This window comes from Pseudoalteromonas sp. 20-92 (assembly GCF_030847595.1).
Taxonomy (GTDB): domain Bacteria; phylum Pseudomonadota; class Gammaproteobacteria; order Enterobacterales; family Alteromonadaceae; genus Pseudoalteromonas; species Pseudoalteromonas fuliginea.
The window spans coordinates 27,193-52,204 of record NZ_JANJGQ010000029.1; the positions used below are offsets into that span (position 1 = coordinate 27,193).

General features: G+C 38.6%; 20 protein-coding genes and 2 tRNA genes. 8 read left to right on the forward strand and 14 right to left on the reverse strand.

Annotated features, from left to right (window positions below; genetic code table 11):
- Positions 1-113 precede the first annotated feature (113 nt).
- The 4 genes from NRL14_RS18555 (at position 114) to NRL14_RS18570 (ending at position 2,898) form a co-directional block, all read left to right on the forward strand.
- Positions 114-1,469 (forward strand): MATE family efflux transporter, encoded by a 1,356-nt coding sequence (locus tag NRL14_RS18555; protein WP_149605841.1) that lies wholly within the window; start codon positions 114-116, stop codon positions 1,467-1,469.
- Complete coding sequence (locus NRL14_RS18560) at positions 1,447-2,496, forward strand: DUF3080 family protein (protein ID WP_306725332.1); 1,050 nt, start codon at positions 1,447-1,449, stop codon at positions 2,494-2,496. The genes NRL14_RS18555 and NRL14_RS18560 overlap by 23 nt, the downstream gene beginning before the upstream one ends.
- Positions 2,497-2,608: 112 nt before the next feature.
- Positions 2,609-2,685: transfer RNA gene (locus NRL14_RS18565), tRNA-Val, on the forward strand.
- A gap of 136 nt (positions 2,686-2,821) precedes the next feature.
- Positions 2,822-2,898, forward strand: a tRNA-Val gene (locus NRL14_RS18570).
- Between the two features lie 65 nt (positions 2,899-2,963).
- Here NRL14_RS18570 and NRL14_RS18575 read toward each other — a convergent pair.
- The 4 genes from NRL14_RS18575 to NRL14_RS18590 form a co-directional block, all read right to left on the reverse strand.
- A complete protein-coding gene (locus NRL14_RS18575; RefSeq protein WP_149605839.1) occupies positions 2,964-3,731 on the reverse strand; it encodes a 2-keto-4-pentenoate hydratase in 768 nt (255 codons plus the stop codon).
- A 126-nt stretch (positions 3,732-3,857) separates the two neighbouring features.
- Positions 3,858-4,826, reverse strand: coding sequence for a hypothetical protein (locus NRL14_RS18580; protein ID WP_149605838.1), 969 nt, complete (start codon positions 4,824-4,826; stop codon positions 3,858-3,860).
- A 76-nt stretch (positions 4,827-4,902) separates the two neighbouring features.
- Entirely contained in the window at positions 4,903-6,096 is a 1,194-nt protein-coding gene (locus NRL14_RS18585) for a family 16 glycosylhydrolase (protein WP_306725333.1), read from the reverse strand.
- A gap of 242 nt (positions 6,097-6,338) precedes the next feature.
- Positions 6,339-7,550, reverse strand: coding sequence for a helix-turn-helix domain-containing protein (locus NRL14_RS18590; RefSeq protein WP_149605836.1), 1,212 nt, complete (start codon positions 7,548-7,550; stop codon positions 6,339-6,341).
- Positions 7,551-7,817: 267 nt separating this feature from the next.
- Here NRL14_RS18590 and NRL14_RS18595 point away from each other — a divergent pair, with 267 nt between their 5' ends.
- The 3 genes from NRL14_RS18595 to NRL14_RS18605 all read left to right on the forward strand — a co-directional run bounded on the left by NRL14_RS18595 (position 7,818) and on the right by NRL14_RS18605 (position 12,372).
- Positions 7,818-10,658 (forward strand): TonB-dependent receptor, encoded by a 2,841-nt coding sequence (locus tag NRL14_RS18595; RefSeq protein ID WP_149605835.1) that lies wholly within the window; start codon positions 7,818-7,820, stop codon positions 10,656-10,658.
- A 173-nt stretch (positions 10,659-10,831) separates the two neighbouring features.
- Positions 10,832-11,569 carry a FadR/GntR family transcriptional regulator gene (locus NRL14_RS18600; RefSeq protein ID WP_149605834.1) on the forward strand — a complete coding sequence of 246 codons (738 nt, stop codon included), beginning with the start codon at positions 10,832-10,834 and terminating at the stop codon, positions 11,567-11,569.
- 68 nt (positions 11,570-11,637) lie between these two features.
- Positions 11,638-12,372 (forward strand): FadR/GntR family transcriptional regulator, encoded by a 735-nt coding sequence (locus tag NRL14_RS18605; protein WP_188085509.1) that lies wholly within the window; start codon positions 11,638-11,640, stop codon positions 12,370-12,372.
- Between the two features lie 102 nt (positions 12,373-12,474).
- Here NRL14_RS18605 and NRL14_RS18610 read toward each other — a convergent pair whose 3' ends face one another.
- From NRL14_RS18610 to NRL14_RS18655, 10 genes are all read right to left on the reverse strand, one after another.
- The gene (locus NRL14_RS18610; RefSeq protein ID WP_149605833.1) at positions 12,475-13,095 is read right to left on the reverse strand and encodes a 2-dehydro-3-deoxy-6-phosphogalactonate aldolase; all 621 of its coding nucleotides are present in this window, start codon (positions 13,093-13,095) and stop codon (positions 12,475-12,477) included.
- Positions 13,086-14,093 (reverse strand): 2-dehydro-3-deoxygalactonokinase, encoded by a 1,008-nt coding sequence (locus tag NRL14_RS18615; RefSeq protein ID WP_149605832.1) that lies wholly within the window; start codon positions 14,091-14,093, stop codon positions 13,086-13,088. The genes NRL14_RS18610 and NRL14_RS18615 overlap by 10 nt, the downstream gene beginning before the upstream one ends.
- An 18-nt stretch (positions 14,094-14,111) precedes the next feature.
- Positions 14,112-15,275, reverse strand: coding sequence for a mandelate racemase/muconate lactonizing enzyme family protein (locus NRL14_RS18620; RefSeq protein ID WP_024594150.1), 1,164 nt, complete (start codon positions 15,273-15,275; stop codon positions 14,112-14,114).
- Positions 15,276-15,285: 10 nt separating this feature from the next.
- Complete coding sequence (locus tag NRL14_RS18625) at positions 15,286-16,713, reverse strand: NAD-dependent succinate-semialdehyde dehydrogenase (RefSeq protein WP_149605831.1); 1,428 nt, start codon at positions 16,711-16,713, stop codon at positions 15,286-15,288.
- A 123-nt stretch (positions 16,714-16,836) separates the two neighbouring features.
- The gene (locus NRL14_RS18630) at positions 16,837-17,775 is read right to left on the reverse strand and encodes a hypothetical protein (protein WP_188085508.1); all 939 of its coding nucleotides are present in this window, start codon (positions 17,773-17,775) and stop codon (positions 16,837-16,839) included.
- A 46-nt stretch (positions 17,776-17,821) separates the two neighbouring features.
- Positions 17,822-18,601 (reverse strand): glucose 1-dehydrogenase, encoded by a 780-nt coding sequence (locus NRL14_RS18635; RefSeq protein WP_149605829.1) that lies wholly within the window; start codon positions 18,599-18,601, stop codon positions 17,822-17,824.
- An 11-nt stretch (positions 18,602-18,612) separates the two neighbouring features.
- Complete coding sequence (locus NRL14_RS18640) at positions 18,613-20,184, reverse strand: sugar porter family MFS transporter (protein WP_149605828.1); 1,572 nt, start codon at positions 20,182-20,184, stop codon at positions 18,613-18,615.
- 201 nt (positions 20,185-20,385) lie between these two features.
- The gene (locus NRL14_RS18645) at positions 20,386-21,261 is read right to left on the reverse strand and encodes an SMP-30/gluconolactonase/LRE family protein (protein WP_149605827.1); all 876 of its coding nucleotides are present in this window, start codon (positions 21,259-21,261) and stop codon (positions 20,386-20,388) included.
- Between the two features lie 17 nt (positions 21,262-21,278).
- Positions 21,279-22,442, reverse strand: a complete 1,164-nt coding sequence (locus NRL14_RS18650; RefSeq protein WP_149605826.1) for a mandelate racemase/muconate lactonizing enzyme family protein — start codon at positions 22,440-22,442, stop codon at positions 21,279-21,281.
- Positions 22,443-22,461: 19 nt separating this feature from the next.
- On the reverse strand, positions 22,462-23,883 hold the full coding sequence (locus tag NRL14_RS18655; RefSeq protein WP_149605825.1) for a sulfatase: 1,422 nt from the start codon (positions 23,881-23,883) through the stop codon (positions 22,462-22,464).
- A 344-nt stretch (positions 23,884-24,227) separates the two neighbouring features.
- On the opposite strand from NRL14_RS18655, the gene NRL14_RS18660 reads away from it, so the two are divergent.
- Positions 24,228-25,012: multiheme c-type cytochrome (locus tag NRL14_RS18660; protein ID WP_306725334.1), on the forward strand; the 785-nt coding region annotated here is incomplete at its 3' end.

Below are 25,012 nucleotides of genomic sequence, written 5' to 3' on the forward strand. Positions count from 1 at the left end.
TATTACAAAGTGATAGTTTAACGTATCAACTAATAAAATCATTCACAACTGAGATTTTTATTTGAAACACAATAGACTACAATTGCGTTCTGTTTTATTAAATAGCTGTTTTTATGACCTTTTGTAATTGGGAAGCTAAACGCTTACTCTCTCTTGCTCTTCCTGTTTTTTTAGCTCAAGTTACCCTTGTTTTAATGTCGGTGGTCGACACTATTATGGCCGGTCAAGTAAGTCCTACAGATTTAGCGGCACTGTCTATTGCCACAGGTATTTGGAATCCTTTGTTACTTGCATTACAAGGCATTTTATTAGCGCTCACCGGTATCATTGCTCAGTGCGCAGGTGCGAATGACAAAAAAGGTATTAGCCATTATTTTCAACAAGCCCTTTATTTAACCGTACTATTGAGTGCTATAGGGTTCGGTATCACTTATCTAGCCGACATAATTATATTAAGGCTCGATACCAGCCCAGCAATTGCAAGCCTCGCTTTTGACTACATTCATTTTGTTAAATGGGGTGTATTCGGCTTTTTAATTTTTACCACTTATAGAAACATGACCGAAGGCATGGGCATGACTAAACCCGCTTTTTACATAAGCTTGCTGGGTTTAGCTGTGAATATTCCGGTAAATTATATTTTTATAAATGGTTTGTTTGGTTTACCTGCCTACGGCGGCGCGGGTTGTGGTATTGCAACAGCAATTGTTTTAACTGTTATGGCAATTGCACAAGTGACTTACTGCCAACTAAGTAAAAAAGTAGACGCTAAAGGCCTACTTACTCCATTTGAAAAACCTAACCTAGCCACCATTGCAACGATTACAAAATTAGGTATTCCAATTTCATTAGCCACCTTTTTTGAAGTAACCTTATTTGCCTGTATTCCTTTATTTATAGCGCATTTAGGCGCTGTAGCTGTATCAGGTCATCAAATAGCAGCCAGTGTAACTACATTATTGTTTATGATGCCGCTAAGCCTTTCTATCGCTATTAGTATCCGTATTGGTAATCTATATGGTCAAAATCATTTAAAGCAATTAAGGATCGCCGTATCGACCAGTTATATTTTAGCGATTGTTATCGCACTGTTTTTAGCACTTATTACATTTACAGGTCGTGATTTAATTAGCCAGTTGTACACAGATAGTCCCGAAGTAATTGCCCTTGCTACCTCAATTATGATTTTAGCCTGTGTTTATCAACTACCTGATGCTCTGCAAGTAGCCGCAAACGGTGTATTACGGGGTTTAAAATACACAGCACCTATTTCCTATATAACCTTTATATCGTATTGGTTAATCGGCTTTAGCTTAGGTTACGTATTGGCAAGAACAGACATAATAGTGCCAGCAATGGGGCCACACGGTTTTTGGGTCGGAATAATAGTCGGGCTAACCGTTGCCGCCGTATTGTTGATACTCACAGTAAATAAGCGCTTTAAACGTGAACCATTCATTACCGAGTAAATTAATAAAGCGCTCACTACCAGTCGTTATATTGCTGCTAGTGAGCGTTTTTACTCTAACTAGTTGCAGTAAAGCACCTAGCTCAATAAATAATACCTACATAACGCGTTTAAGTGACACACTTAACACCTCACCCATTACACCGGTAGTGCTTGAGCAATTAAAACTAACAAGACCGTCAGTGCTCAGCGAAAGCAAAATTACCCTAAGCATAGTTGAACTTGCTGGACTTACCCGCTGTAGGCTTAATGTACTTATAAGCGATCACAATAATCAACTTGGCAAAACAGCAACTGCGGCGAGCCAACTAAAGTACCAAATAAATTTCATTCAAAGCGCTGATAATTGCTTAAATACACTTGATGACAATACCGCTATTTATAGCAAAATAAGTGACGCAAAAAATCAAAAGCAAGCACACTTAATGCACTACTTTAATACCATGCTATTTAAAGAGCCTGAGCTCAACCGTACTTGGTTACTCACATCAAACGAGCTTTCAATGCAACCTGCAGGGTATAGCGACACTGTAGAGGCGCTTACTCAACTTGTTACTATAAAAAAACAGATAAAATCTCAGCAATTTAGTCAAGTTAATACTGACAGCCTGTTTAATGCATTAGAGCAACTCAACAAATACAGATTTAGCCAAGCGCTTATTCAATCCGCTAGGCAACAAATAGCACTCAATAACAGCGCAACACAGTTTGTAAAAACAATAAGCTTCGGCGATCTTTGCCCTACGGGTAAAAATAAAAAAGAAGCTAAAATAATAAGTAATGTATTTCAAAAATATTATTTAAAACAAATTCAGCCATACCAAGCACAACTGACCGGATACCTTGAAGTATTACAACCACTTTACAACCGACTTTGGTTTGAAGAAAATATAACGGTTAAGCAAATTAATTATTTAATAGACGAAAACTCACCCAACAATTTACTAAATCAATTAAAAGGCTCAGCAGTAGATCATGTAGTTTGGTGGCAAAAATTTTATAAAACGTGTGAAATAAGCCCAATATGAATAAAAAAACGGCAAATAAACTCAAAAATAACAAACTTGCTTGATTCACCACCCGCCACGCTATATATTAGCCGCCGTTGTTAAGTAATTAACAACTTACTTAAACAGTAATACGACTGTAGCTCAGTTGGTTAGAGCACTACCTTGACATGGTAGGGGTCGGTGGTTCGAATCCACTCAGTCGTACCAACATTTAAGTTAAATAAAAGTACATCTGAAGGAAAAAGCACTACCTACTCTTGATCACCCGCTCCAAGAGTCAGTGGTTCGAATCCACTCAGTCGTACCAACATTTAAGTAAAAACTTGGTTCATCAAAAAATTGTACGACTGTAGCTCAGTTGGTTAGAGCACTACCTTGACATGGTAGGGGTCGGTGGTTCGAATCCACTCAGTCGTACCAATTCAAAGCAATAAAACCCCCAAAAGAAAAAGTACTACACATTGTGTTCTGCTTTAACGTTTGCTCTAATTATTAGAAACAAATTCGACTTTAAACTCGCCTAAACCTTCATATTTAATTGACGTTATCTCATTTATATCTAACTCCATCACGCCGTTATAAGAACCGGTAATGAAAATTTGATCTGTTTTTAATTCAAAGCCATTAGCCGCTAAGAAATTTATAGCCCAATAAAGTGGCTCCTGTGGCAAGTGAGCTGGGTGTTTACCAACATGGTTTGACTTCCTATCGCCTTGCTTAACAGTAATATGTATATCACTGCTCTCGTATGCTTTTTTAACATCTACTTTAGGGCCTAAATAAACACCTTGATTAGATAATCCATCTGCCAGTTTTTCATAGTGTGTTGCTTGATAACCCACTGGAAATCTGTTTTGAATAAGCTCCAACGCTAAATGGGCGCTACCGATAGCATTATCTATTTCCTCATCTTTATATTCTCCATAGCTTGCTAGGTCTTTGTTTAACACAAATGCAATTTCTGGCTCAATGAGCGCTTTATTATTTTTTGTAAAAAGAGCACAACGCCCCATAGATTTAACAGGTGCATGTAAAAGCGGCGCGAGGGTAATCGTGCCATCATCCGATGGAAGCATACATTTCCAACCGTAAACGGTCTCATCATTTAGCTTTATCATTAATTTTTGAATGGCTAAAACGTCTTCAATCGAGTCAAGCGTTAAACCTTCAGGGAAATCTGATGCACCATTACCACTCTCTCTTTTACTTAATAAGTGTGCTGCTATATGCCTAAACTTTTCTGATTTTTCCATTTAATTGCCTTTAGGTTGTACGCTATCTAGTAATAACGTAAAAGATTATGTTATAGCGTTAAATAATACATTGAACACACTTAAAAACATACTACCTTTACATTTGAGACACCTTTTCTTTCAACTTTATTGTAATCTTTCAAGCAAACGCGCGCGTAATGTAGGGCTACGGATTTGTTCAATTAATTCGTTCACGTTTACGCTGGAAGATCCGGTATAGTCAATATAGCTTTTTATAGCGTAAAACTTCGATTGCTCCCCTTCTAACATATATATCCACTCCCGAGCATCACTTAGCTTGTGTTCTGGCCATTGGCTAATTACAGAATAAGCTAGGTTAGGTTGAAATAATGAAGGGTAACTGTAAAACTCATCCTGTATTTGCTGTGAGTTTTTTTCGATGAATACTTGCGCTAATTGGTGCTGAATAATAATACGTTTGTTAGCTGGTATCTCAGTGTGTACCTCAAGGTAATTTAATAATTGTGTTGGGTCTAATACAGCCCAATTTTGTAAAAGCCTTAATTCTGCCTCTTGTTTAACTTCGTTATTATTTAAACTATTCAACCATTCAAGTCCTTCATAGGGTGATACTGCTACTTGGGTACTTAAGTAGTCGTCTACAATACTTAGATCAGAGTGAAGTGCTTCAAAGTTTGAAACAATGTTTCCAGCTACCGGTAAATTCTCTGCAATTAAAAAGTGTATTACTTTGCTTATGTATAAAGTTTGTTCCGGAGTTTTATATTGATCATCCAGCCAATAGACACATTCATATGGCGCTTCTTTGGCCCAATTAAGTAAATGATTGCTTATGGTTTTTATACGTAATTCTGTGTCTTTTATTAACAATGCTTTATTAAGCATGGTCGTATATGTTGGCTGTTCTATTTCAAAGTCTATTGCACGTGCAGTAATAGGATTAATTGCTATTTTTGATTGCTTTGTATCTTTTATTTCGATGTCCATTTGTACAGGGGTTTCTTTGTAAATCTGCCCATTATCGTTTGTTTTTATTAAGTAAACATAACAACTGATGATGATGAGTAAACTAATACCAATAACCCACTTGCCGTGTAAATTTAATTTTTTCATACCCACTCCAAAGAAGTAGAAGCCTGAGGTCCTACAAGTAAAATGCCTCAATCCTTTGAGGCTAGCTTTAGTTAGCTTAATTCACCGTTATGATTAATTTATCTGTTTTACCTTTATTCTTAGTTTTAGCCGTAATCGTGGCTATGCCTTTATTTTTAGCTTTTACAACTCCAGCACTATTCACAGTTGCCACGTTTTTATTGCTTGATGAATAAATGACTTTTTTGTTGGTTGCACAATTTGGTAGTACTGTACTTAATAGCGTTGTAGATTGGCCGTTTCGTAGCGTTTGTTTTGGTGCGCTTACTTGCACATTGTTAACAGCGACAAAGGTGTTAGGACATGATTGACCTTCGCTTGGATCCGAATTGTTATTGCCAACCTTTACCCAAGTTCTTACATAATCAACCTCCATTGATGTTGGGAAACCTGCTGCCGACTTATTATCTGATGGGTAAAATTGGTTACATTTCCACTGAGTATGTGGCGCGCGTAAACCTTGAGACAATGTTAGATTCATTTGACGGTGCCAGTATAAATTGTCCTTTTCACCCACAACTTCACCATCTACGTACCAAGTGATCTTGTCTTTAGTTACATTTACACCATAGGTGTGGAAATCATTACGTGGATCGAAAGGTAGGTGGTATCCATTGTGATTTGTCTGAGGAAAAGACCCTGGACGCATCCATGTTGGTTTACCATTTTTTACCACAATATTATGTAAATCATGATCAGACTCCCTAACTGCCCTTTTTTGAGTAAGCTCTACTACATCTATTTCACTATATTGAACATCCCCTTCTTGCGTTAAAGAACGGTCAATTGTGCTATACATCCAAAATGCAGGTGATACACCAGGAAATGTACTCGCCCCTTTAATGCGTGCTTCGTAATAACCGTAGTTACCCGTAGCTCTTGATTTTGCAACACCCGATGTATAATAAAGTGGATAATTAGCAATTTGCTGTTGATTACAGCCATCCCAAAATGTACGTTGATGAGACTCTCGCTTAGTAGTCAATTTTAGTTTTCCGTTAGATACTGTCGCATTTTGATTTTTCCACGACCATACACCATAATTTTCGGTTTGAAAGTTCCACTTTGTAGCATCTTTTACGTCAAACTCATCAGAGCGCTTAGCTTGCAAAATCCACGTCTCGCCGGGTTTAGCAATAGGTGGTTGTATATCAGCCGCCTGAGATGCTGAACTTAATATAAGCAGACTTAATGCTGATAAAGGGAAGGTTACTAAATTTATAGGTTTCATTTTATATCCATTAATTGTTTGTGTAAGCTGAGTCAGAACCAGCAATAGTTACAGTGTTATATTTAATATATTGAATTTCACAGATATGCTTCCACAGCTGTAAACTTAACTCTCATACCTGCTAATAATTAAAAGTAAACTTAGCGGGTCGGTATATTTAATATTGATATACAACACCAAACCTCAAGAAATGGTTTTATTGTTCTCTAAAAATGGCTTTTATTCGTTATTTAGTTGTAGTTTTAGCGGGTAAAAGTACTTTTAAATTGCTTAGGGGTACAGTTTGTTCGTTTTTTAAAAACCGTAGCAAAATAGTTTGAGTTATTAAAGCCTACTTCGTAAGCTGTTTCTGTAACAGACTTTTTTAGTAGTACTTTTTTAGCTTGCTCTATTCTTACTTCAATAATTTTATTATTGATTGTCTCGTTAGTTGCTAACTTGAATTGCTTAACAAGACATGAGCGGCTTACACCAACAGAAAGAGCAACCGTGTCTATATTTATATCTTTGAAGTAATTGTTTTCTATATACAAAAGCGCTTTCTTTACGACGTAGCTATTAATGTGAGTCTGCTTTGTCTTATTACTATTACACTGGCTATTATCTTGCTGGTGCAATGTACTCTCAGAAAGCTCTAGAGTTAGCGGATTTAATTGCCTGCTAAAACTAATTTTATTAGTTTCAGGAGTAGAACTAAGTATTTGGTTATTTTTAGAAGCAGCTATTTGCGAAGAAGTAATAGGGTTACTTTTAGTTTCAACAGCGTGATTTGCTGTTTGTACATCTTTAAGCATTGTACCTAACCAAATTAATCCACATAGACTGGTGCCTGAATAGTACGTAACCCAGTGCTCCGCCATACTGCCTAAAACCGCGATAACACCTAAACTTATAGCGCTATATATATAACCTTTGTTTTGTGATTTATGCGTATGCAGCAATAGATAGCTACATGGGATAATTAACAAAACAATAAAGGTGACGACCTGGAAATAGTAAATATGAGTTAGTTTAAGCCAATCAATGGGAGTTATTTTTATCCCAAAACCTTCAAGTACGTTAATTTTAGGGTGTGCTAACTCCGTTAAAACTAAAAAACACACTGAAAAAGCCAACCCAAAGCTGTAACTAAAATACGTGACTGGTTTAGGTAATTTAACATCCGAAAATCTAAAAAGTGCAATTAACAAAGAAGGTAAACCTAACCAAAAAAATAAAATAGTTCGTCCTAATTGGATAAATGGCTTGGCATACTCAATAGGGAGAATATTAAAAGCAGGGCCGCATAAATAAAAAATAAATGTTACAAAAAATACAGCGAAGTAGTTATACGACGAACCAAAGCGGCGTCGCTCTATAGAAAAGTACACAAACGCAGTAAAAAAAACAGTTGCGACTAACATCGGAACTATACAGCGCAAAAATACACCCCACGTCAGCAGATTGTCTATCACACCCTTTTACCTTATACCCAAAAACAATACATAGTATGTTTATATAAATACAACAAATAAACCAGAAATAAATTGTAATCGAAGCGTTAACTGCAAAGCATTTGATTTAAATATTTGTAAATACCTACTTAATTGTCATACCCAGAAAAAGCTAAAGAGATTCTTTACTTGACGCACAAACATATGATGTTTAGATTAATTAAATGTATGGCTACGGTTTTACTATTTATACACTGATCTCTATCTATAACAATAAGGAGAATTACAATGCACAATAAAAAGAAACTAGTACTTGCTATATTAACTTCACTATCAAGTTATTCGTACGCACAGGCTTCAGATGTTTCTGTACCAACTAAAGACAATGACGATACAGAAGTGATTGTAGTGACTGGCGTGCGTTCAAGTCTCGAGGCTGCGTCATCATTAAAACGTTACAGTGATAGTGTTCAAGATAGTATTGTTGCTGAAGATATTGGTAAGTTTCCAGATCAAAACGTTGCCGAATCCTTGCAGCGTATTCCAGGTGTTTCAATTGACCGTGTAAATGGTGAGGGCTCAAAAATAACCGTTCGTGGTTTCGGCCCAGAATTTAACGTTGTTACTTTAAACGGACGTACATTAGCAACCTCTGAAATTGGTCGCTCATTTGATTTTCAAGTATTAGCAGCAGAGCTAATATCGGGTGCTGATGTAGTTAAGTCTCCCACCGCTAAAACGCCTGAAGGCAGTATTGGTGCTTATGTTAACGTTAAAACAGCACGCCCTTTAGATAATCCTGGATTGCATGTGCTGGGCTCTATAAACGCTAAATACAGTAAGCTTTCTGGCGAAACAAGCCCTGAATACTCTGCATTATTTAGCAATACATTTGCTGATGAAACATTCGGTTTTAATATTGCTCTTTCGCAACAAAAAAGTGATAACCGATACGACTCAATGGGTACAACTCGCTGGCTATTACTCAATAATGAGCCAGGTGTTATTGAAGGCGACATTCATAATTTAGATGGAAATGTGGTGACGCCGAGCATGCTTCGCCATGCAGGTCGAATTGAGTACGCATTAGGACAAGAGCATCGCGAACGTATTGGTATTAATACCAGTTTTCAGTGGGCACCAGATTCAAGTTTTACCAATACATTTGATTACATGTATACCGACCTCTCGGTAGAAACTCAAACTCAGGGTTTACAAGCCGGTTTACAATATCCTAATTGGCGAAATGTGGTCGTGTCAGACAACGGTACAATTTTATCAGGCACTAAGTTTTCGGGAAGAACACTGGGCGGAACCGGTGAAAATGTTGATTTTAGAATTGATGGTTTATTTCAAGAGCTGGAGTCAAAATCAAAAACACAGGCATTTGGATTTAATTCTGTAAAAGAGTTTGATGTATTAACGCTTGAGTTTGATATAAGCTATTCAACATCAAAATCTACGCCGCGTAGCGACTTATTAGTTCCTAATTATATTTCACCGGAGCGAAACGACAGTTTAAATTTTGACTTTAGAAACACTGATACCGTTAATTTAGACACAACCATTGATTACGCTTCGCCGACAAGCGTGAGAGCACATTGGAATCAAGTTTCACATTACGAATTAGAAGACACGATTACGGAGCTACAAACAAAAGGGAAATACCTACTCGACTTAGAGTTCGCTGAAAGCCTAACCTTAGATTCAATCGACTTTGGTATTGCGTATTCAGACCGTGAAAAAGTAAGAGATCGCTTTGAAACATTCCATGAAGATAACTGTGGTTTAGTGGCACCAGATGCCGATCTTTGTGGCGAACTTAGAGACATGCCTGATGGCATCTTTTCGGTAAGTCCCTATTCAGATTTTTTAAGTAGTGAGCTGGGAAATTTCCCGCGTACTTTCTTGTTTGCTGATATAAATAAATACCATAGCGCTATTCGTGATATGACCAAAAACCCAAATTGGCCAAACGAGCAATATAACGAAATCGCATCATCAAGCGTCACCGAAGAGAAAATAAGTGCTTACAGTCAGTTTAATTTTAGTGGTTTAGTTAATGATTACGATTGGCGCGGTAATGTGGGAGTCCGTTACGTAAAAACAGATACAAGCTCAAGTGGTTACGGTAAAAGGCGCCTAGGTTATACGGGCGAGCTTGATAATGGCCAACCTTTATTAGTTGTTGATTACACAGGCTCAGGAAGCCTTAAAGCCAAAAATAGTTACACTAACTGGCTACCTAGCGCTAATTTTAGTATTAATTTAAATGATAACTTATTGGTAAGAGCCGCAGCGGCTAAAGTTATGTCGCGCCCCGCCATTGACGACATTGGCGTACAAACAACGTATACCGATATGCAAGCAGGTAGCTTTTCTCAAACAGGTGGCAATCCTTATTTAGCACCCTATAAGGCTAATCAATACGATTTATCTTTTGAATATTATAGTGATAGCGGCGATTCTTACGCGGTTAACTTTTTCAAAAAGGATATATCTAGCACAATTGCACAAATAACTTATTTAGATAATACGCCTGATATTTGGGATGGGTCGCAATACGTTGATTCATCAGTAAGTATTGGTGGATACGGCAATGTAAACGAAACTATTAATACTAAACAAAACCAATCTGGTGGCTCAATTACTGGAGTAGAACTTGCTGTACAACATAATATGGATTATTTACCGAGTTTTTTAAATGGCTTAGGTGTACAAGCAAACTATACATGGGCCGATACAACAAATAAAAACACACAAAAAATAGAGCTTCCAGGTGTCACCGACCCAGGTGATAAATTAGAGGGGTTTGCCGAAAACTCTTATAACATTGTTGCCTACTACGACAAAGGTGCATTTCAAGGGCGTTTAGCCTACAACTGGCGAGATGACTTTTTAAGTAGCCGAGCTGGTATACGCAGTGGTGGATTACCAGAACATACTGCAGCTTATGGTCAGCTAGACTTTAGCATGGCATATGCGGTTAACGATAACTTTACGCTAACAGGCGAGGCAATAAATATAACTGATGAACGTACCTATCAGTATGCCGATGTAAAAGAGCGCGTTATTAATACCCAATATACTGGTCCGCGTTACCGAATTGGTTTACGCGCTAAGTTTTAACGCTTTATTGAAGTAGCCCAAATTGCTATAAAGATCGCTCATCAGCGATCTTTATCATATTCCTACTAGATAACGTTTAAACATATAAACAGCGATTAAAATTAGTTGCAACCCCCTCTATTTTGTACACATTTACATTGACCAACCAAACATAGTATGTTTATATTAAAAATATGAGCGAACTTATATATTACGACCTAAAACAAACATCAGGAATGGCGGCGAGCCTTTCTGTTCAAGTGGCTAAAGAAATTGGCAGACGCATTGTGTCTGGATCATTTGAAGCCGGCAGTTTAATTGATGATGAAGATGCACTCGCTAAACGCTACCAAGTAAGCCGTGTAGTAGTACGCGACGCGGTAAAAATCTTAGTAAGCAAAGGCCTCCTTGATGTACGCAGAGGTATTGGTACGCGTGTACTACCTCGTGATAGATGGAATATGCTAGACGATGACGTATTAGCATGGCATTTATCAGCACCACCTAATCGTAAATTTTTAGAACAATTAATGGACGTGCGACTAGCGTTTGAGCCAAAAGCAGCACGTTGGGCAGCTGAGCGTGCGCGCCCTGAGGATTTAATTGAAATTGCAGCCGCATGCGAGCGCATGGCTAAAACAGATAATAGCGCAGAAGATTTTATTATTGCTGATTCTTTATTTCATAAGGCCATTATAAAAGCAGCGCAAAATAGCTTTTTAGCTTCAATGGAAGGCGTTATTTATTCTGCACTTTTAGTTAGTATTAAAGTAACAAATAAAGACCCCCGCGATAACGGTGCGTCTATTCCATTTCATCGTGAAGTGTACGAAGCCATTGCTGCAAAAGATGGCGACAAAGCCGAATTCCTCACCGAAAAACTCCTAAAAGATGCCAGTTTTCGTCTTTCTGCAACAGTAAATAACAAATAGCCATTGTTTATTGTCGCAAATTCATATAAATAGTACGTATAAATAAATAATACGGACACTAAGATACTATGAGCGAATTAACATACTATGATCTAAGACGCAGCAGCGCCATGTCACCTAGCTTACCTTTACAGGTAGCTAAAGAATTAGGCCGTAGAATTGTTGCTGGCACATATACTCCTGGCACACTGATTGATGATGAAAACCGTTTAGCTGAACGTTTTCAAGTAAGTCGAGTTGTTGTTCGTGATGCAGTAAAAATTCTTGTTGGTAAAGGGCTTTTAGATGTACGCAGAGGTATTGGCACTCGTGTAAAAACCCGTGATAACTGGGCGTTGCTTGACGATGATGTTCTTGCTTGGCATTTAAGCGCCCCACTTAATCCTGAGTTTTTAACTCAATTAATGGAATTTCGTTTAGCATTTGAGCCCAAAGCAGCCAGTGTTGCAGCGCTTCGCGCAGAGCCTGAAGATATTAAAGCCATTGAAGATGCATTAAATGAAATGCAAAGCTCGGTAAGCGATTTAGATAAGTTTGTTATTGCTGATGCACATTTTCATGGCGCTATTTTACGCGCTTCTCATAATGAGCTATTTATTTCGATGGAATGCGTTATTTTTTCAGCGTTGCTTGTGAGTATTAAAGTAACAAACCAAAGTGCACAAAGTAATCATGCTTCTATTCCGTTTCACCGAGAAGTATTTGATGCTATTGCCACCGGTAATAGCGAAAAAGCACAAGCCCTTACAGAAAAGCTTTTAGCAGATGCTAAAGCAAATTTAGCTAAGCTAATGGATATTTAATTTATTTTAAATAGCACCGCTAACTCATCATTTAATGTGAGAGGAATGATGAGTAGCGATGCAAGCACAACAACGTTTTATCGCAATTTAATTAAAAATTAATTAAAGATAATATTCAGCATAATTTTTAGCATTAGTCGTAAATTCTTCTAAACCCATTCCTGCTTTATACAAGCCGCTTCCTAAACCAAAACCCGATGCCCCTGCAATAACAAATTCATCCTGGTTTTGAGGCGATACACCGCCCACAGGGTAAATATCAATACCCGAAAGCACTGTTGTAATTGCTTTTAAGCCTTTTGGACCTGCTGTATCTGCTGGAAAAAACTTAAGCGCGTCTGCACCGGCATGCAATGCAGCAAAACCTTCAGTGGGTGTATAAAATCCTGGTACGCAATACAGTCCTTTTAATTTACTAAAACGGATCAGCTCTACATCGCTATGCGGCGATATAATAATACGGCCGCCCGCTTTAATTACCTGATCAACTTCGTCTTTAGTAACAACCGTCCCCGCACCAATAATGGCTATATCTGCGTATTCATCGCTTAATAACTTAATACTTTTCAATGCATCTGGAGAGTTAAGTGGCACCTCTATAACGCGGTAGCCAATATCAATAAGTACCTTTGCATAATCAAGCACTTCACTTGGTGTAATGCCGCGTAAAATAGCAACCAGTGGTAGTTGCTTCATAGCATCAGTTAACGAAATTAATGACATAATTGAGTTTCCTTTTCAGTGACTAAACCGGCCTGTACAGCTAGTGTAAACATGCCTTTAGTAGATGCAGTTGCACTGCTTAAAATAGAAGAAGTAAAGCCGAGTTCTTTTAATGCTTCACGATACAGAGTGTTTAAACTTGAGTTACCAATTAAATAAACATGCTTAATGTCGTTTAGCTTACTTTTAATACCCGCAAGCTCAGCGCCAATAAGTAAACCAGATAAGTAACTAGGTACGTTTTGCAGCGTTAATTGTTTATCTAGCTTTAAAGTACGCGCACTAAATAATGCACTTAATAAACTGCTCTGAACTTGACTAACACCAACGCCTTTTAAAAAGCTTGGCATATCTGTTGGTGTTTTACCTAGTGCCTGTAATCCTTCACCTAAAATACTTTGTTTAGTCAATAAATCAAACATTTCACCGGTCATGAACGTACTAAGGCTCGAAATAACCGTTTTGTGTTGGGTGTCTTTTGCAACTTGAACCCACTTAGAGTGAGTACCGGGTAGGCAAAACATAGTCTCACCCAAGGTTTGGTTACTTAGCTCACCCGCTGTTTGCTCTACATCTAATACGGCACCAAATACTTGTACTTCTTCACCGCGCATTACATCGCATACATTATTTTCCATAACGTATTTAACACCCGGCACAATACTAATTTGTAAGCCTGCTTTATTATTTGCTTTACAAAGGTTTACGCTCATACTACCGAGATTAGCTGGCGCATTTACATAGCCTGTATCTTGCCAACCAATAGCACCGCCTACCATACCCGCCATAATAATCGGCGTTTTATGTTTTGATAACCAGCCTGATATATAACTAAGTAATACGGTTTCTAAACAGTCGTTTTTAATACAAAGTACGCCCTGCTCACCATTAACAGTATCTAAAATGCTGCCTTTGCCATCGACTAAAAAAGCTCTAAAGTTAGAGCTCCCCCAATCAACCACAATTAATGCTGGTAAGTTGCTTTTGTTATCGCTCATAAGCCTTGCCCTTATTTATTAAATTGATACTTCGTAATGTTTAATAAAATCAAGGTCGGGCTCAATACCAAGGCCTGGACCTTGTGGTAGCGCAACAGTCCCGTTATTATTTTTAACCTGCTCATTTATGTTTAGAGACTCTTGCAGCAACTGCTCCCTAAACAAGTTAGGCGTTGTATCGTACTCAAGCATTGGTTGTACTGGATGTGCAGCACCTGGCAAATCAGGTAACGCAGCTAATAAATGTAGATTAGTACCTACCGCAATAGCCGAACCCCAAACATGGTTTATAACAGGCACAAAATGCGCGTGTGCCATAGCTAATACTTTTTGATATTCGGTAATACCACCGAGCGCACACACTTCTGGCTGGAGTAAATCAACGCAGCGGTTTTTAATTAAGTCTCTAAAGCCCCAGCGGGTAAATTCAGCTTCGCCACCAGCTATGCTCATATCAAGTGCTTCACATAAATCGCGATAGCCTTGATGATCCTCTGGTGCAACCGGTTCTTCAAACCAGTACACGCCTAAATTTTGCAGCTCTCGACCTAGCGGAATAGCTTCGCGCGCTGTATATGCATGGTTAGCGTCAACCATTAGGCGCATATCGCGGCCAATACCTTTACGAACAGCTTCAACAAGCTTAATATCGCGGTCTGGCGAAAGGCCTATTTTCATTTTCATGGCCGTAAAGCCCATTTCTTTAATACGTTGGCTTTCTTCGGTAAAGCGCTCTTCCAGGTTTGGAAATTTTTGTAGCATCATGCCGTAACCATAAGCCGGAATGCGGTCTCTAAAAGCACCCCCTAGTAACTTATAAACGGGTTGATCTAAAAATTTACCTGCAATGTCCCACAGAGCAATATCTACACCAGATAAAGACTGAATAGGCATGCCTTTCTGGCCATGATCGCGCAGTAAGTTATAAACTTTATGCCAAATCACTTCTCTGTCGAGTGGGTCCATTCCCAAAATCATAGGCTGAATTACATGCTCAACAATTGTTTTATTGGCAAACGCAACGCCGCCACCGCCAAAACATTCGCCCCAACCTGTAATACCTATATCGGTACGTACTTCAACTAAATGGGCGGTACGTTTAGCGTAATACTGCTGAGAATAACCAAGTTCTTCTTCTAGGTCGTACTGTAAAACGTGGCTAATAATTTGTGTGATTTTCATAGTCTGTTCCTTAAACCTTTAACGCGCGAGAAACACGTTTATATGCAAGGTAGTCATCTAAAGCTAACAACGAACAATCAACACCCACGCCCGATTGCTTAATACCAAAATGAGGTAAATTAATGCTATATTTAATGCCGTTAACCTGAACTTCGCCAAAACGTAAATGCTTTGCAAAGTAAGAAATCGTGTCTTCGTTACTACTAAAAATAAATGAACTTAAACCAGCGTCAGTATCATTTGCATCACTAAGCACTTGTTCGTTATCGCTAAATATAATAATGCTAATAACGGGGCCAAATATTTCGTCTTTGTATATTTTCATGCTAGAATCAACATTTGTGAGCACGGTTGGTTCGTAAAAATACCCATTAACGCCTGTAGGTTTTTTACCACCTAATTGCAATTGTGCGCCATTTTGCTGTGCATCTTTAACTAGCTCATCAATCCGTTGCCATGAGTTAGCATCCATAACGGGGCCCATATCAATGGCCTCGTTTTTATCAAAACCAACTTTTACTGCTTTTGCACGAGTAAGTACTTTTTCAATAAATTCGTCTGCAACGCTTTCGTGTACAAATACACGATTTGGGGTAACACAAATTTGCCCTGCGTTGGCAAACTTAACACCACAAATTACATCGGCTGCGTTATCTAAATTCGCATCGCTGCATACAATGGCAGGTGCATTACCACCAAGTTCCATTGAATAACGCTTGATTGACGTAGCTCCGGTTGCAATTACATGTTTACCCACATTAGTAGAACCAATTAAAGTAAGTACAGAGGGGATAGTTGACGCTGAAATGGCATCGCCTACGGTGCTATCCATGCCCGAAAGTATATTAACCACACCTGCTGGCAAGCCGATTTGTTCACATAATTCGCCTACTGCATAAGCAGACAAAGGCGTTTTACTTGACGGTTTTACTACAAGCGGACAACCCGCAGCCATAGCCGGCCCTAATTTATAAGCCAAGTTTAATAATGGAAAATTCCATGCTAAAAATGCAGCCGCTACACCAACAGGCTCGCGCGAAAGAACGTGGCTGTGCGTACCTTCATTATCTTTTATTTCTTCATCGGCGATATTAACAATGGCATCGGCGTAAAAATTAAGGCTATCAACTAACATTTGAAAGTCATCAGCGGTTGACTGCCATGGTTTAGCCATTTCTAAATGCACGCATTCACGTAAGTGTTGCTCGTTTGCAATTACTGCATCACGCAGTTTAAGCATCCATTGAGCACGCTCTATTGCAGGCGTTGTTGACCAACTTGAAAATGCTTCTTGCGCAGACTCTAAGGCCATGTTTGCTTCATTAATACCTGCAGCCGAAATTTCGCCTACAATTTCGAGTGTTGCAGGATTAATAATTTCGGTCGTTGCGTCACTCGTTATTAATTTTCCACCGATATACAGTTGTTTAGAAAGCATTCTGTCGCTCCATTATTATCTACAACACCCTAAGGGCTAAATGACTAAAGTAAGACACACAGGCCTCAATACATAATAACTATTTAAACATATGATGTTTGATTGAGCAAACACAAAATACATTTAGTTAACAAAAAAACTCATATGCCAAGATTTATGAGCATTGCCTTTAATTAATCCTTCCTCTTCACTCGCCATGGCTTTGTGTAAAGAATCGTTACTACCTATACAAGGTTCTATCCCAAGTACAAAAGGGGGTAGCTGCTCATTGGCAGACCAACCGTTGTAATTAAACCAAAGCCCTAAGTGACTTATGTTTGTTGATGAAAATTCAAACCCGCAGCTTTGCTGAGCTTTATCATCAACCAGTTTTACAATTATACTTTGATCTTTATGAGTGCCCGTATTTAAGTGTTTGCTAAAAATCTTACTTGCAAAACTACTGTTATAGGGCATAACTTTATTTAGCGGAGGGACTTTAGTTGAGCACTCACTCCAATTAATAAATGCACTATTAACGTTATAAAAACGACTAAGCCCTTCATCAACTTTAAACTCCATATGTTTGTTATTTATTAAAATACGCATCTCTGGTTTTATGGCAAAAATAGGATGCGCTGACCAAACAAAAGGGAGATTGTGAGTTGTGTTATTTTTTACGTAGTAATCAACAAGCAGCCGCTTACTGTGTTTTTTTAAGGTAAACGTTCTTATAAATGTAAAAGTAGAGTCAAAAACCTCAGCTTGTAAGCTGAGTATTATTTCTTCATCGCTAATATGGGTATTAGTTATTTTCCATGCTTGGCACCACAACTCTCCATGATCATGTGAGAAATACGTTTTATTGGGGATATGTTCGTACAACTGAGAAGAAATACCCGGAAAACATTCATCCCAACCACCGCTATCATGCTCTGAAAAATCATTGCTTTTTGTAATTTTTAAAGTGATTTGTTTATCGTGAGCAAGCCACTCTCTATTGTGTTTTAAGCTTACAATAGAGGTGACTTTTGCACCTAACTGAGGAATAACTGTAATAGCAAGCTCACTATTTTTTAGCAAAATAGCCTCAAACCCATGAGCTTTACAGTGTGTTAAGTTAAGCACCTTAATCGTGATAAATTACAGAACGGCCACCATCGATGATTAAGCTTTGCCCTGTCATAAAACTCGAATCTGAACTGGCTAAAAATACTGCTGGATAAGCGATTTCTTCAGTTGTTCCATTTCGTTTTAAAGGATGTACATCGCCCATTGCTTTGCGTGAAGCTTGCGGATCGTCTGTTTGCTCCCACGACTTAAACGCCATAGGTGTTTCTATCATGCCTGGGCACAGTGCGTTTACTCGTATGTTGTGCTTTGCGTATTCAACGGCCAAGTTTTTAGTTAACCCTATAACCGCATGCTTAGTCACCGCATACGGAAAATATCCTGGTACAATTTTATAAGAATGCACAGAACCTACATTTATAATACTGCCCCGGCCTAAGTCTTTCATATGCTCAAGTACAGCTACAGCACACTGCCACATTCCTTCAACATTAACCGCAAAGCTATCTCGCCACATTTGTGGAGTAACGTCATCTACATTTCGCCCAGGGCTAATTAAAGCCGCGTTATTAACTAAAATACTGGGCTTGCCGATCTCATTAACTACTTTTTCAACCATGTTTTTTATAGCCGTTTCGTCACTAATATCGGTATGAGCAAAAATAGCATCAAAACCTTTGCTTTTTAGCTCTGCTACAACACTTTCACCCATTTCTTTATTTATATCAGCAACACACACTTTAGCACCTTGCTCACAAAATACGCGTGCAACTGTTTTTCCAATACCATCGGCTGCGCCAGTGACAATAGCAACTTCGTTTAATAATCGTGATGACATAGTCATATTCCTTATTTATTGAACCCAGGGACCAAATCGCGTTCAATGGCCTCAATAGACTTGCCCTTAGTTTCGGGAAGTATGAATGCCATAACAATACAGCCTACAATAGCGACGCCTCCGTAATATAAAAACGTATTTGCTGCGCCCATGTTTTCTAATTGCCAAGGGAAAAATTGCTGAATACTCCAGCTAGAAATACTCTGTACTAAGGCGGCAAAGGGTAGCGCGACACTGCGTACTCGGCTTGAAAATATCTCCGAAAATATCACCCACATTATTGGCCCAATCGACATATTAAAGGCGGCTAAAAATGCAAATAATCCAAATAAAACATACGCTGGGCTAATATTTATAGAGGCATTAATAATTGCACCGGTAACAACTGGTAGCTCTTTTTTACTGTAAATAGTGGCTAAATCTGCTTTTAGCGCAACATCGGTGCTGTATATTTTATTTTCGAAAACGTGCAGCTTTGTAATATCTACTTTTTGCTCTGCAACTTTGGTTATTGCTTCACTGTTAAGTGAGTACGTGGCATTTTCAAAGCCATACCAAATTGATACATGCGCAACAGCAATAAGCAGTAAACCGGTAATCGTTAATGTTCTTCTGCCAAGTTTTTCAACAAAGAATATGGCGACCAATGTAAATAATACCGATACCGCACCAAGTACTATTGTTTGTAAAAATGAGTTTTCGACGCTCATACCTATTTGTTCAAATACCGTAGGTGCATAAAACAATACCGCGTTCATGCCGGTTGCGCCCTGCACTACTGCGTAACATACAGCAAGTAATACAACAAAACGCATAGGCTTACTAAATAATACTTTAAGTTGTTCAAGCGCACTGTTTTTTGAATCTTCTTGAATGGTTGCTTTAATATCATTAAGTACTACTTCGGTATCGTTGTTATTGATTCCCATACCTTTGAATACGGCGCGTGCTTCTTCATCACGTTTTTTGCTCATTAACCAGCGCGGAGATTCAGGAATCGTCATTAATAACGAAAACCAAATAATATTAGGCACAATTTCAAAGCCAAGCATATAACGCCAAATATTGGCTTCATTTAACCATTCAATTGAGCCCATGTTTTTAACAAAAAAGTAATTAACAACAAACGCAAATAAACTACCTAACGTTATAAGCAACTGATTAACTGATACAAATTGGCCTCGTTTATTAGCGGGTGCAATTTCACCAATATACATGGCTGAGACAGTTATAGAGGCAAATGCGACCCCTCCTATAAAGCGTCCAACAACCAGCATGGGGTAACTTACTGCAAAAGCAGAAATAACCGTAGAGAGTGAATAAGTTAAAGCGATGCCGATAAGTACCTTTTTACGACCAAATTTTTGGCATAAAGTACCTGTAAAAAACAGTGCGATGATTACGCCAACAATGGCGCAACCCACTACATTACCTGTTTGTAAACTGGTCAGCTCAAACTGCGAGCTAACATAGCGTAACGCCCCCGATATATTGGCCGCGTCTAGGCCAAATACAAATCCGCCAAATGCTGCAATGAGGGAGTACTTAATTGCTTTTGTTGATTGTGTGTGTGTGTCTTTCAATGTATTACCCTTAGTTTTATTTTTATACTTTTACTGTGTTGGTAATGAGTGCTCTACAACATATAAAAGAATAACATTGATAGAATTAGTAAAAACAATATAAACATATGATGTTTATCTGTGCAATGTGTTTTTCTTCTCACATCTAATTAATGTAAGAGGAAAAAACACAAAATTAATATTTAAAGTGAATACTTAAAACTAAAAGCCGTCTATTTTAACGCAAGGCTCAAACACGCCTTTTACCGAATTTTTAAATGCAAGCGTAGTGCCGTGAGGTATGGCATCAAATGGGGTATCTTCTAGGCCACATTGTGCTGACGTTACGTAAAGTGTTGTACCGTCGTCGCCAAACGCTGGGCAGGTAGGGCGAGGTGTTTGAGTCGCTAAGCTTTCAATTACCTTTGCTTCGGGCGATATGCAATCTACACGCGCGCCATCCCAAAGTGCAATCCACATGTTGCCTTCGCTATCAATTACAGCCCCATCAGGTGATACAGCTGAACTTGAGTAGTCAAAAAACAACACACTCTCCCCTATTGGCGAACCCGTAAGTAAGTCGACGTCAAATCGGTAAATTTTTTGCGTTTTTGAATCTGCGTAATAAGCTCTAGCACGCGACTTATCAAAACAAATACCGTTGGGTATCGTTAAATCACTAACAACCTGAGTAAGTACTCCGTTGTGAAAACGATATATAGCCCCTTCGTTTTCTTTAGCATCGCCATGCATTGTGCTTATCCAAAACCCACCCCACGGATCGGCACGTCCGTCGTTACTTCTGTTGTCAGGTTTATCTGCTTCAACACTGCACAAGAAAGTTTGCTTATGCGTACTGGTATTATAGGCACTTAGGCCTTTATCACCTGCTAGTAATAGGGTTTCCTTGTTTACCCAAGCCAGAGCGGTAACCATATCATCTAAGCGTTGCCCAACTTTATGGTCGCCTTTTTTGCTGTGCAAAATATGGTTTGGAAAATCAATCCAATAAAGCGTTTGTGTGATCGGGTGCCACAAAGGGCCCTCGCCGACAAAATTTAGTGTGTTATCAAAAACAGTCGCTGTAAGTGTATTCATTTAATTCTCTAAACTAGTTACCAGTTGGTATGTGAACCATCACGCTTTGATAAATGCGGCGCTTCGGTTTCTACAGGGGTTGCCAATCTAAAGGCGACTTCGTTCACTTCAACACCTAAACCAGGTACTTCAGGAATAGTAAATTTATTGCCTGTTAATACATGCTGCTTAGGAAAAAGAAGTGGATCATGGGCGCCAAATTCACTAAATGGACCTTGGTGTGTTTCCATTAAGCCTAAGTTTGGTAGTGATGCTGCAAAGTGATTTGTTGCTGCTGTACACACAGGACCAAGCGGGTTGTGTGGCATAACATCTATATAATGTGCCTCAGCCCAACCAGCCACTTTCATTGCTTCTGTTAAGCCTCCAATGTTACACACATCCACACGTAAATACTGCGTAAGCCCCTGTTCTATATAAGGCTTAGCTGCCCATTTAGAGCTAAACTCTTCACCAATTGCAAAAGGAATATGCGTTAAAGTACGCAGTGTTTTATAGGCATCAGGGGATTCATGACGAATCGGTTCTTCAATAAAATCGAGTGTGTCGCGCTTTAAACGTTGGCAAAACGAAGCGGCCTCAGCTACGCTTAATCTGTGATGGTAATCAATACCGAGTGTAATATCAGGCCCAAGAACTTTACGCAGCTCATTTAAGCAGCGAGCTGTGCGCGTTATAGATTCTTGTGGTTCAAAAAAAACAGGGTCGTCAAAACGACTCGGTATGACTCTTATTGTTGTCCAGCCGAGCGCGATAAGCGCTTTTGCTTCTTTAACTAAATCGTCAAATTTATCAGGATCTGCTTCTGTATAACAACACGCAAAGCACGCTATGTGCTCGCGTTGTTTACCCCCTAACAACTGATAAACAGGCACTTGTAATGACTTACCTAAAATATCATAAAGTGCAATATCAATTGCCGAAATAGCAGCTGTAATTACACGGCCCCCTTCAAAATAATGACTACGATAAAGCTCTTGCCAAATACGGCCTATTTTACGCGGATCTTGCCCTTTTAAAAAACCCGAAAAGTGCTGTATTGCGCCAATAACTGCCTGCTCTCGATTTGACAAACCCGATTCGCCCCAGCCAACTATGCCACATTCGGTTACTACTTTTACTAATAGCTGATTACGTTTTCCTACGCAGCCTAAAAGCGCTTCAACGGATTCTATTTTCATTATTATTACCTATGCGTTATTAAGGTTGAGTTGCTGGTAAACGGTATTTATCCATGCGGTCTATATCATATTTTTCATATTTTCTTTTTAATAACCAGCGCGGGCGCTCTAACGTTAATTCCCATTCAAACAATGATTTAAACATAGTTTTAACACGTTCAGGATTTTTTGCTGCTAAATCTGTTTGTTCACTAATGTCAGAGCTTAGGTCGTATAGCTCTGCTGGTCTGTCTGGGTAACGAATGAGTTTCCAATCGTTATCGCGTATTACAGCTCTGTTTTCTTTTTTCCAGTACATCACTTTATGTGGGCGTGCTGTGTTTTCACCTTGAATATAAGGGAGTAAATCAACGCCATCAATATCACTACCTAACGCTTTACCTTTAGCTGCACTGTAAAAAGTAGGCAGTAAATCGAGTGTGCTTACTGGGTAGTCGTAAGTCGAACCTGGTTTAATATGCTTTGGCCAACTAATTAAAAATGGTACACGAATTCCCCCTTCTAACTGGTTTGATTTAGTACCTGCAAGTGGTGCATTATTTGATGCGTTTTTATCAGATGGACCACCGTTGTCGTTTGAAAAAACTACAATAGTATTGTCATCTAAGCCTAGCTCTTTAAGTTTATCAAGTACGTAACCACTGGCTCTGTCTAGACCTAGGGTCATTGCAGCAAGTTCTTTACGTTTACCCGTTAAGTTTGGAAACTTAGCTAAATCTTTAGGATCTGATTCAAGCGGAGTATGTACTGCATTAAAAGCTAAGTAGATGAAAAATGGTTCGTCTTTGTTTTGTTCAATGTATTTAGCGGCTTCTTTACCTAACACATCGGTTAAGTACTCTTTTGGCTCTTCGTAATTACCAAAGTCGCGTTCTAATTTTTTATCAAAAAAATGTTTGTTTCCATTTTTCATTTCTTGTTCTGAATAGTTAAAGTAGCTTCTGTCGCCACCTCTAAAACCTAAAAAGGTATCAAAACCACGTTTTAAAGGATGAAATCTGTCGGCGTCACCTAAATGCCACTTACCAAATACCGCTGTTTTATAACCCTGCTCCTTAAGGTAATCGCCCATTGTTTTTTGATCTAATGGCAAGCCCATATCTGCACCTTTAAGTGCCGAGTTACCGCTCATAAAACCAGGTACATTAATTTCTTCGTAACCAAAACGTTGCTGGTATTTACCTGTCATTAAACCTGCGCGTGAAGGACCACAAGTAGAATCACTCACGTAACCTTGGGTAAAACGGACACCGCTTTGGGCGAGTTTATCTAAATTAGGTGTTTTAAGCTGCGTACTACCTTGAAAGCCAAAATCACCAAAACCTGCGTCATCAGCAAAAATTAAAACAATATTAGGTTTTTCTGTTTGTGCTTTTGCCATTGCATTAGCACTAACGCAAAAGCCTAAACATACAGAAAGAAGAACAAGTAGCTTATTCATCACAGTTTCCTATTTAATATAATAGTTAAGCACATAGCTAAAAAATATTAATTACACCATAGCTAACATATTGGTTATATTAGACTATTACGGCTAGTTAATTTTATGGTTGAGTTGTAAATAATGCGTTTATAAATCACAATATCGCTACACTAAACAAAACATAACAATATTGCAAACATATGATGTATGATATTTTAAAATTAATTTTTCAATTTCTCACTATTACTTAAGCCTAATAACAGTATCAGCTTAAAGGTAAAGCCCATTTATTAAGTGCTTAGCTGCGGCCCGTTATTTAATTTTAAGTATGCATTCGTGAGCTATTAAAGGTGGATTCTAAAATGATAAATATAAAAAACAGCCTTTTTGTTGTTCTTTTTTTATGCAGCTGTTTTTCAACGATTGCAAACGATGAGTGCCAGTCTTGTCATCAACCACAAACCCGTGATTGGAAACAATCAGATCATGCAAGTTCAATGGCTTTAGCCAATAAAGATACAGTGCTTGGGGATTTTAATAATGTAACTACTACCCACTTTTCCCAAAAAGCCGTGTTTTATAAAGAAAAAGATGCCTTTTTAATTGATTTGACCGAGCAAGGCACTAAAAAAACGTACACCGTAAGTTATGTATTTGGCTTTGACCCGCTGCAACAGTATTTAATTGAAGTTGAAAAAGGTAAGTACCAAGTATTTCCTTTTGCATGGGATAGTCGCGCCAAAGCACTTGGCGGGCAGCGTTGGTATGCAAACTATGCTAACGAGGATGTAAAACCCAACGACCGCCTCCATTGGTTGCAACCACTGCAAAACTGGAACGGTATGTGCGCCGATTGCCATTCGGATAATTTAAAGCGTAATTACAATACTGAAAAAGAAAACTTTGATACGCACTTTTCAAATATAAATGTGGGCTGTAAATCTTGCCACAACGATATAACGGACGAACATAAAACTAAAAAAATCATAAAGGCAGCTCAAACAAGCCCGACCAATATGTCGCAGTGGAAAATTATCGGTGATGATAAAATTGCCACTTGGCAAGGTGAGCCCCGCGATAACAGCTTTATGCAAGGCTGTTATGCGTGCCACTCGCTTAGAAGCCCGCTTACTGATGGTTTTGATAA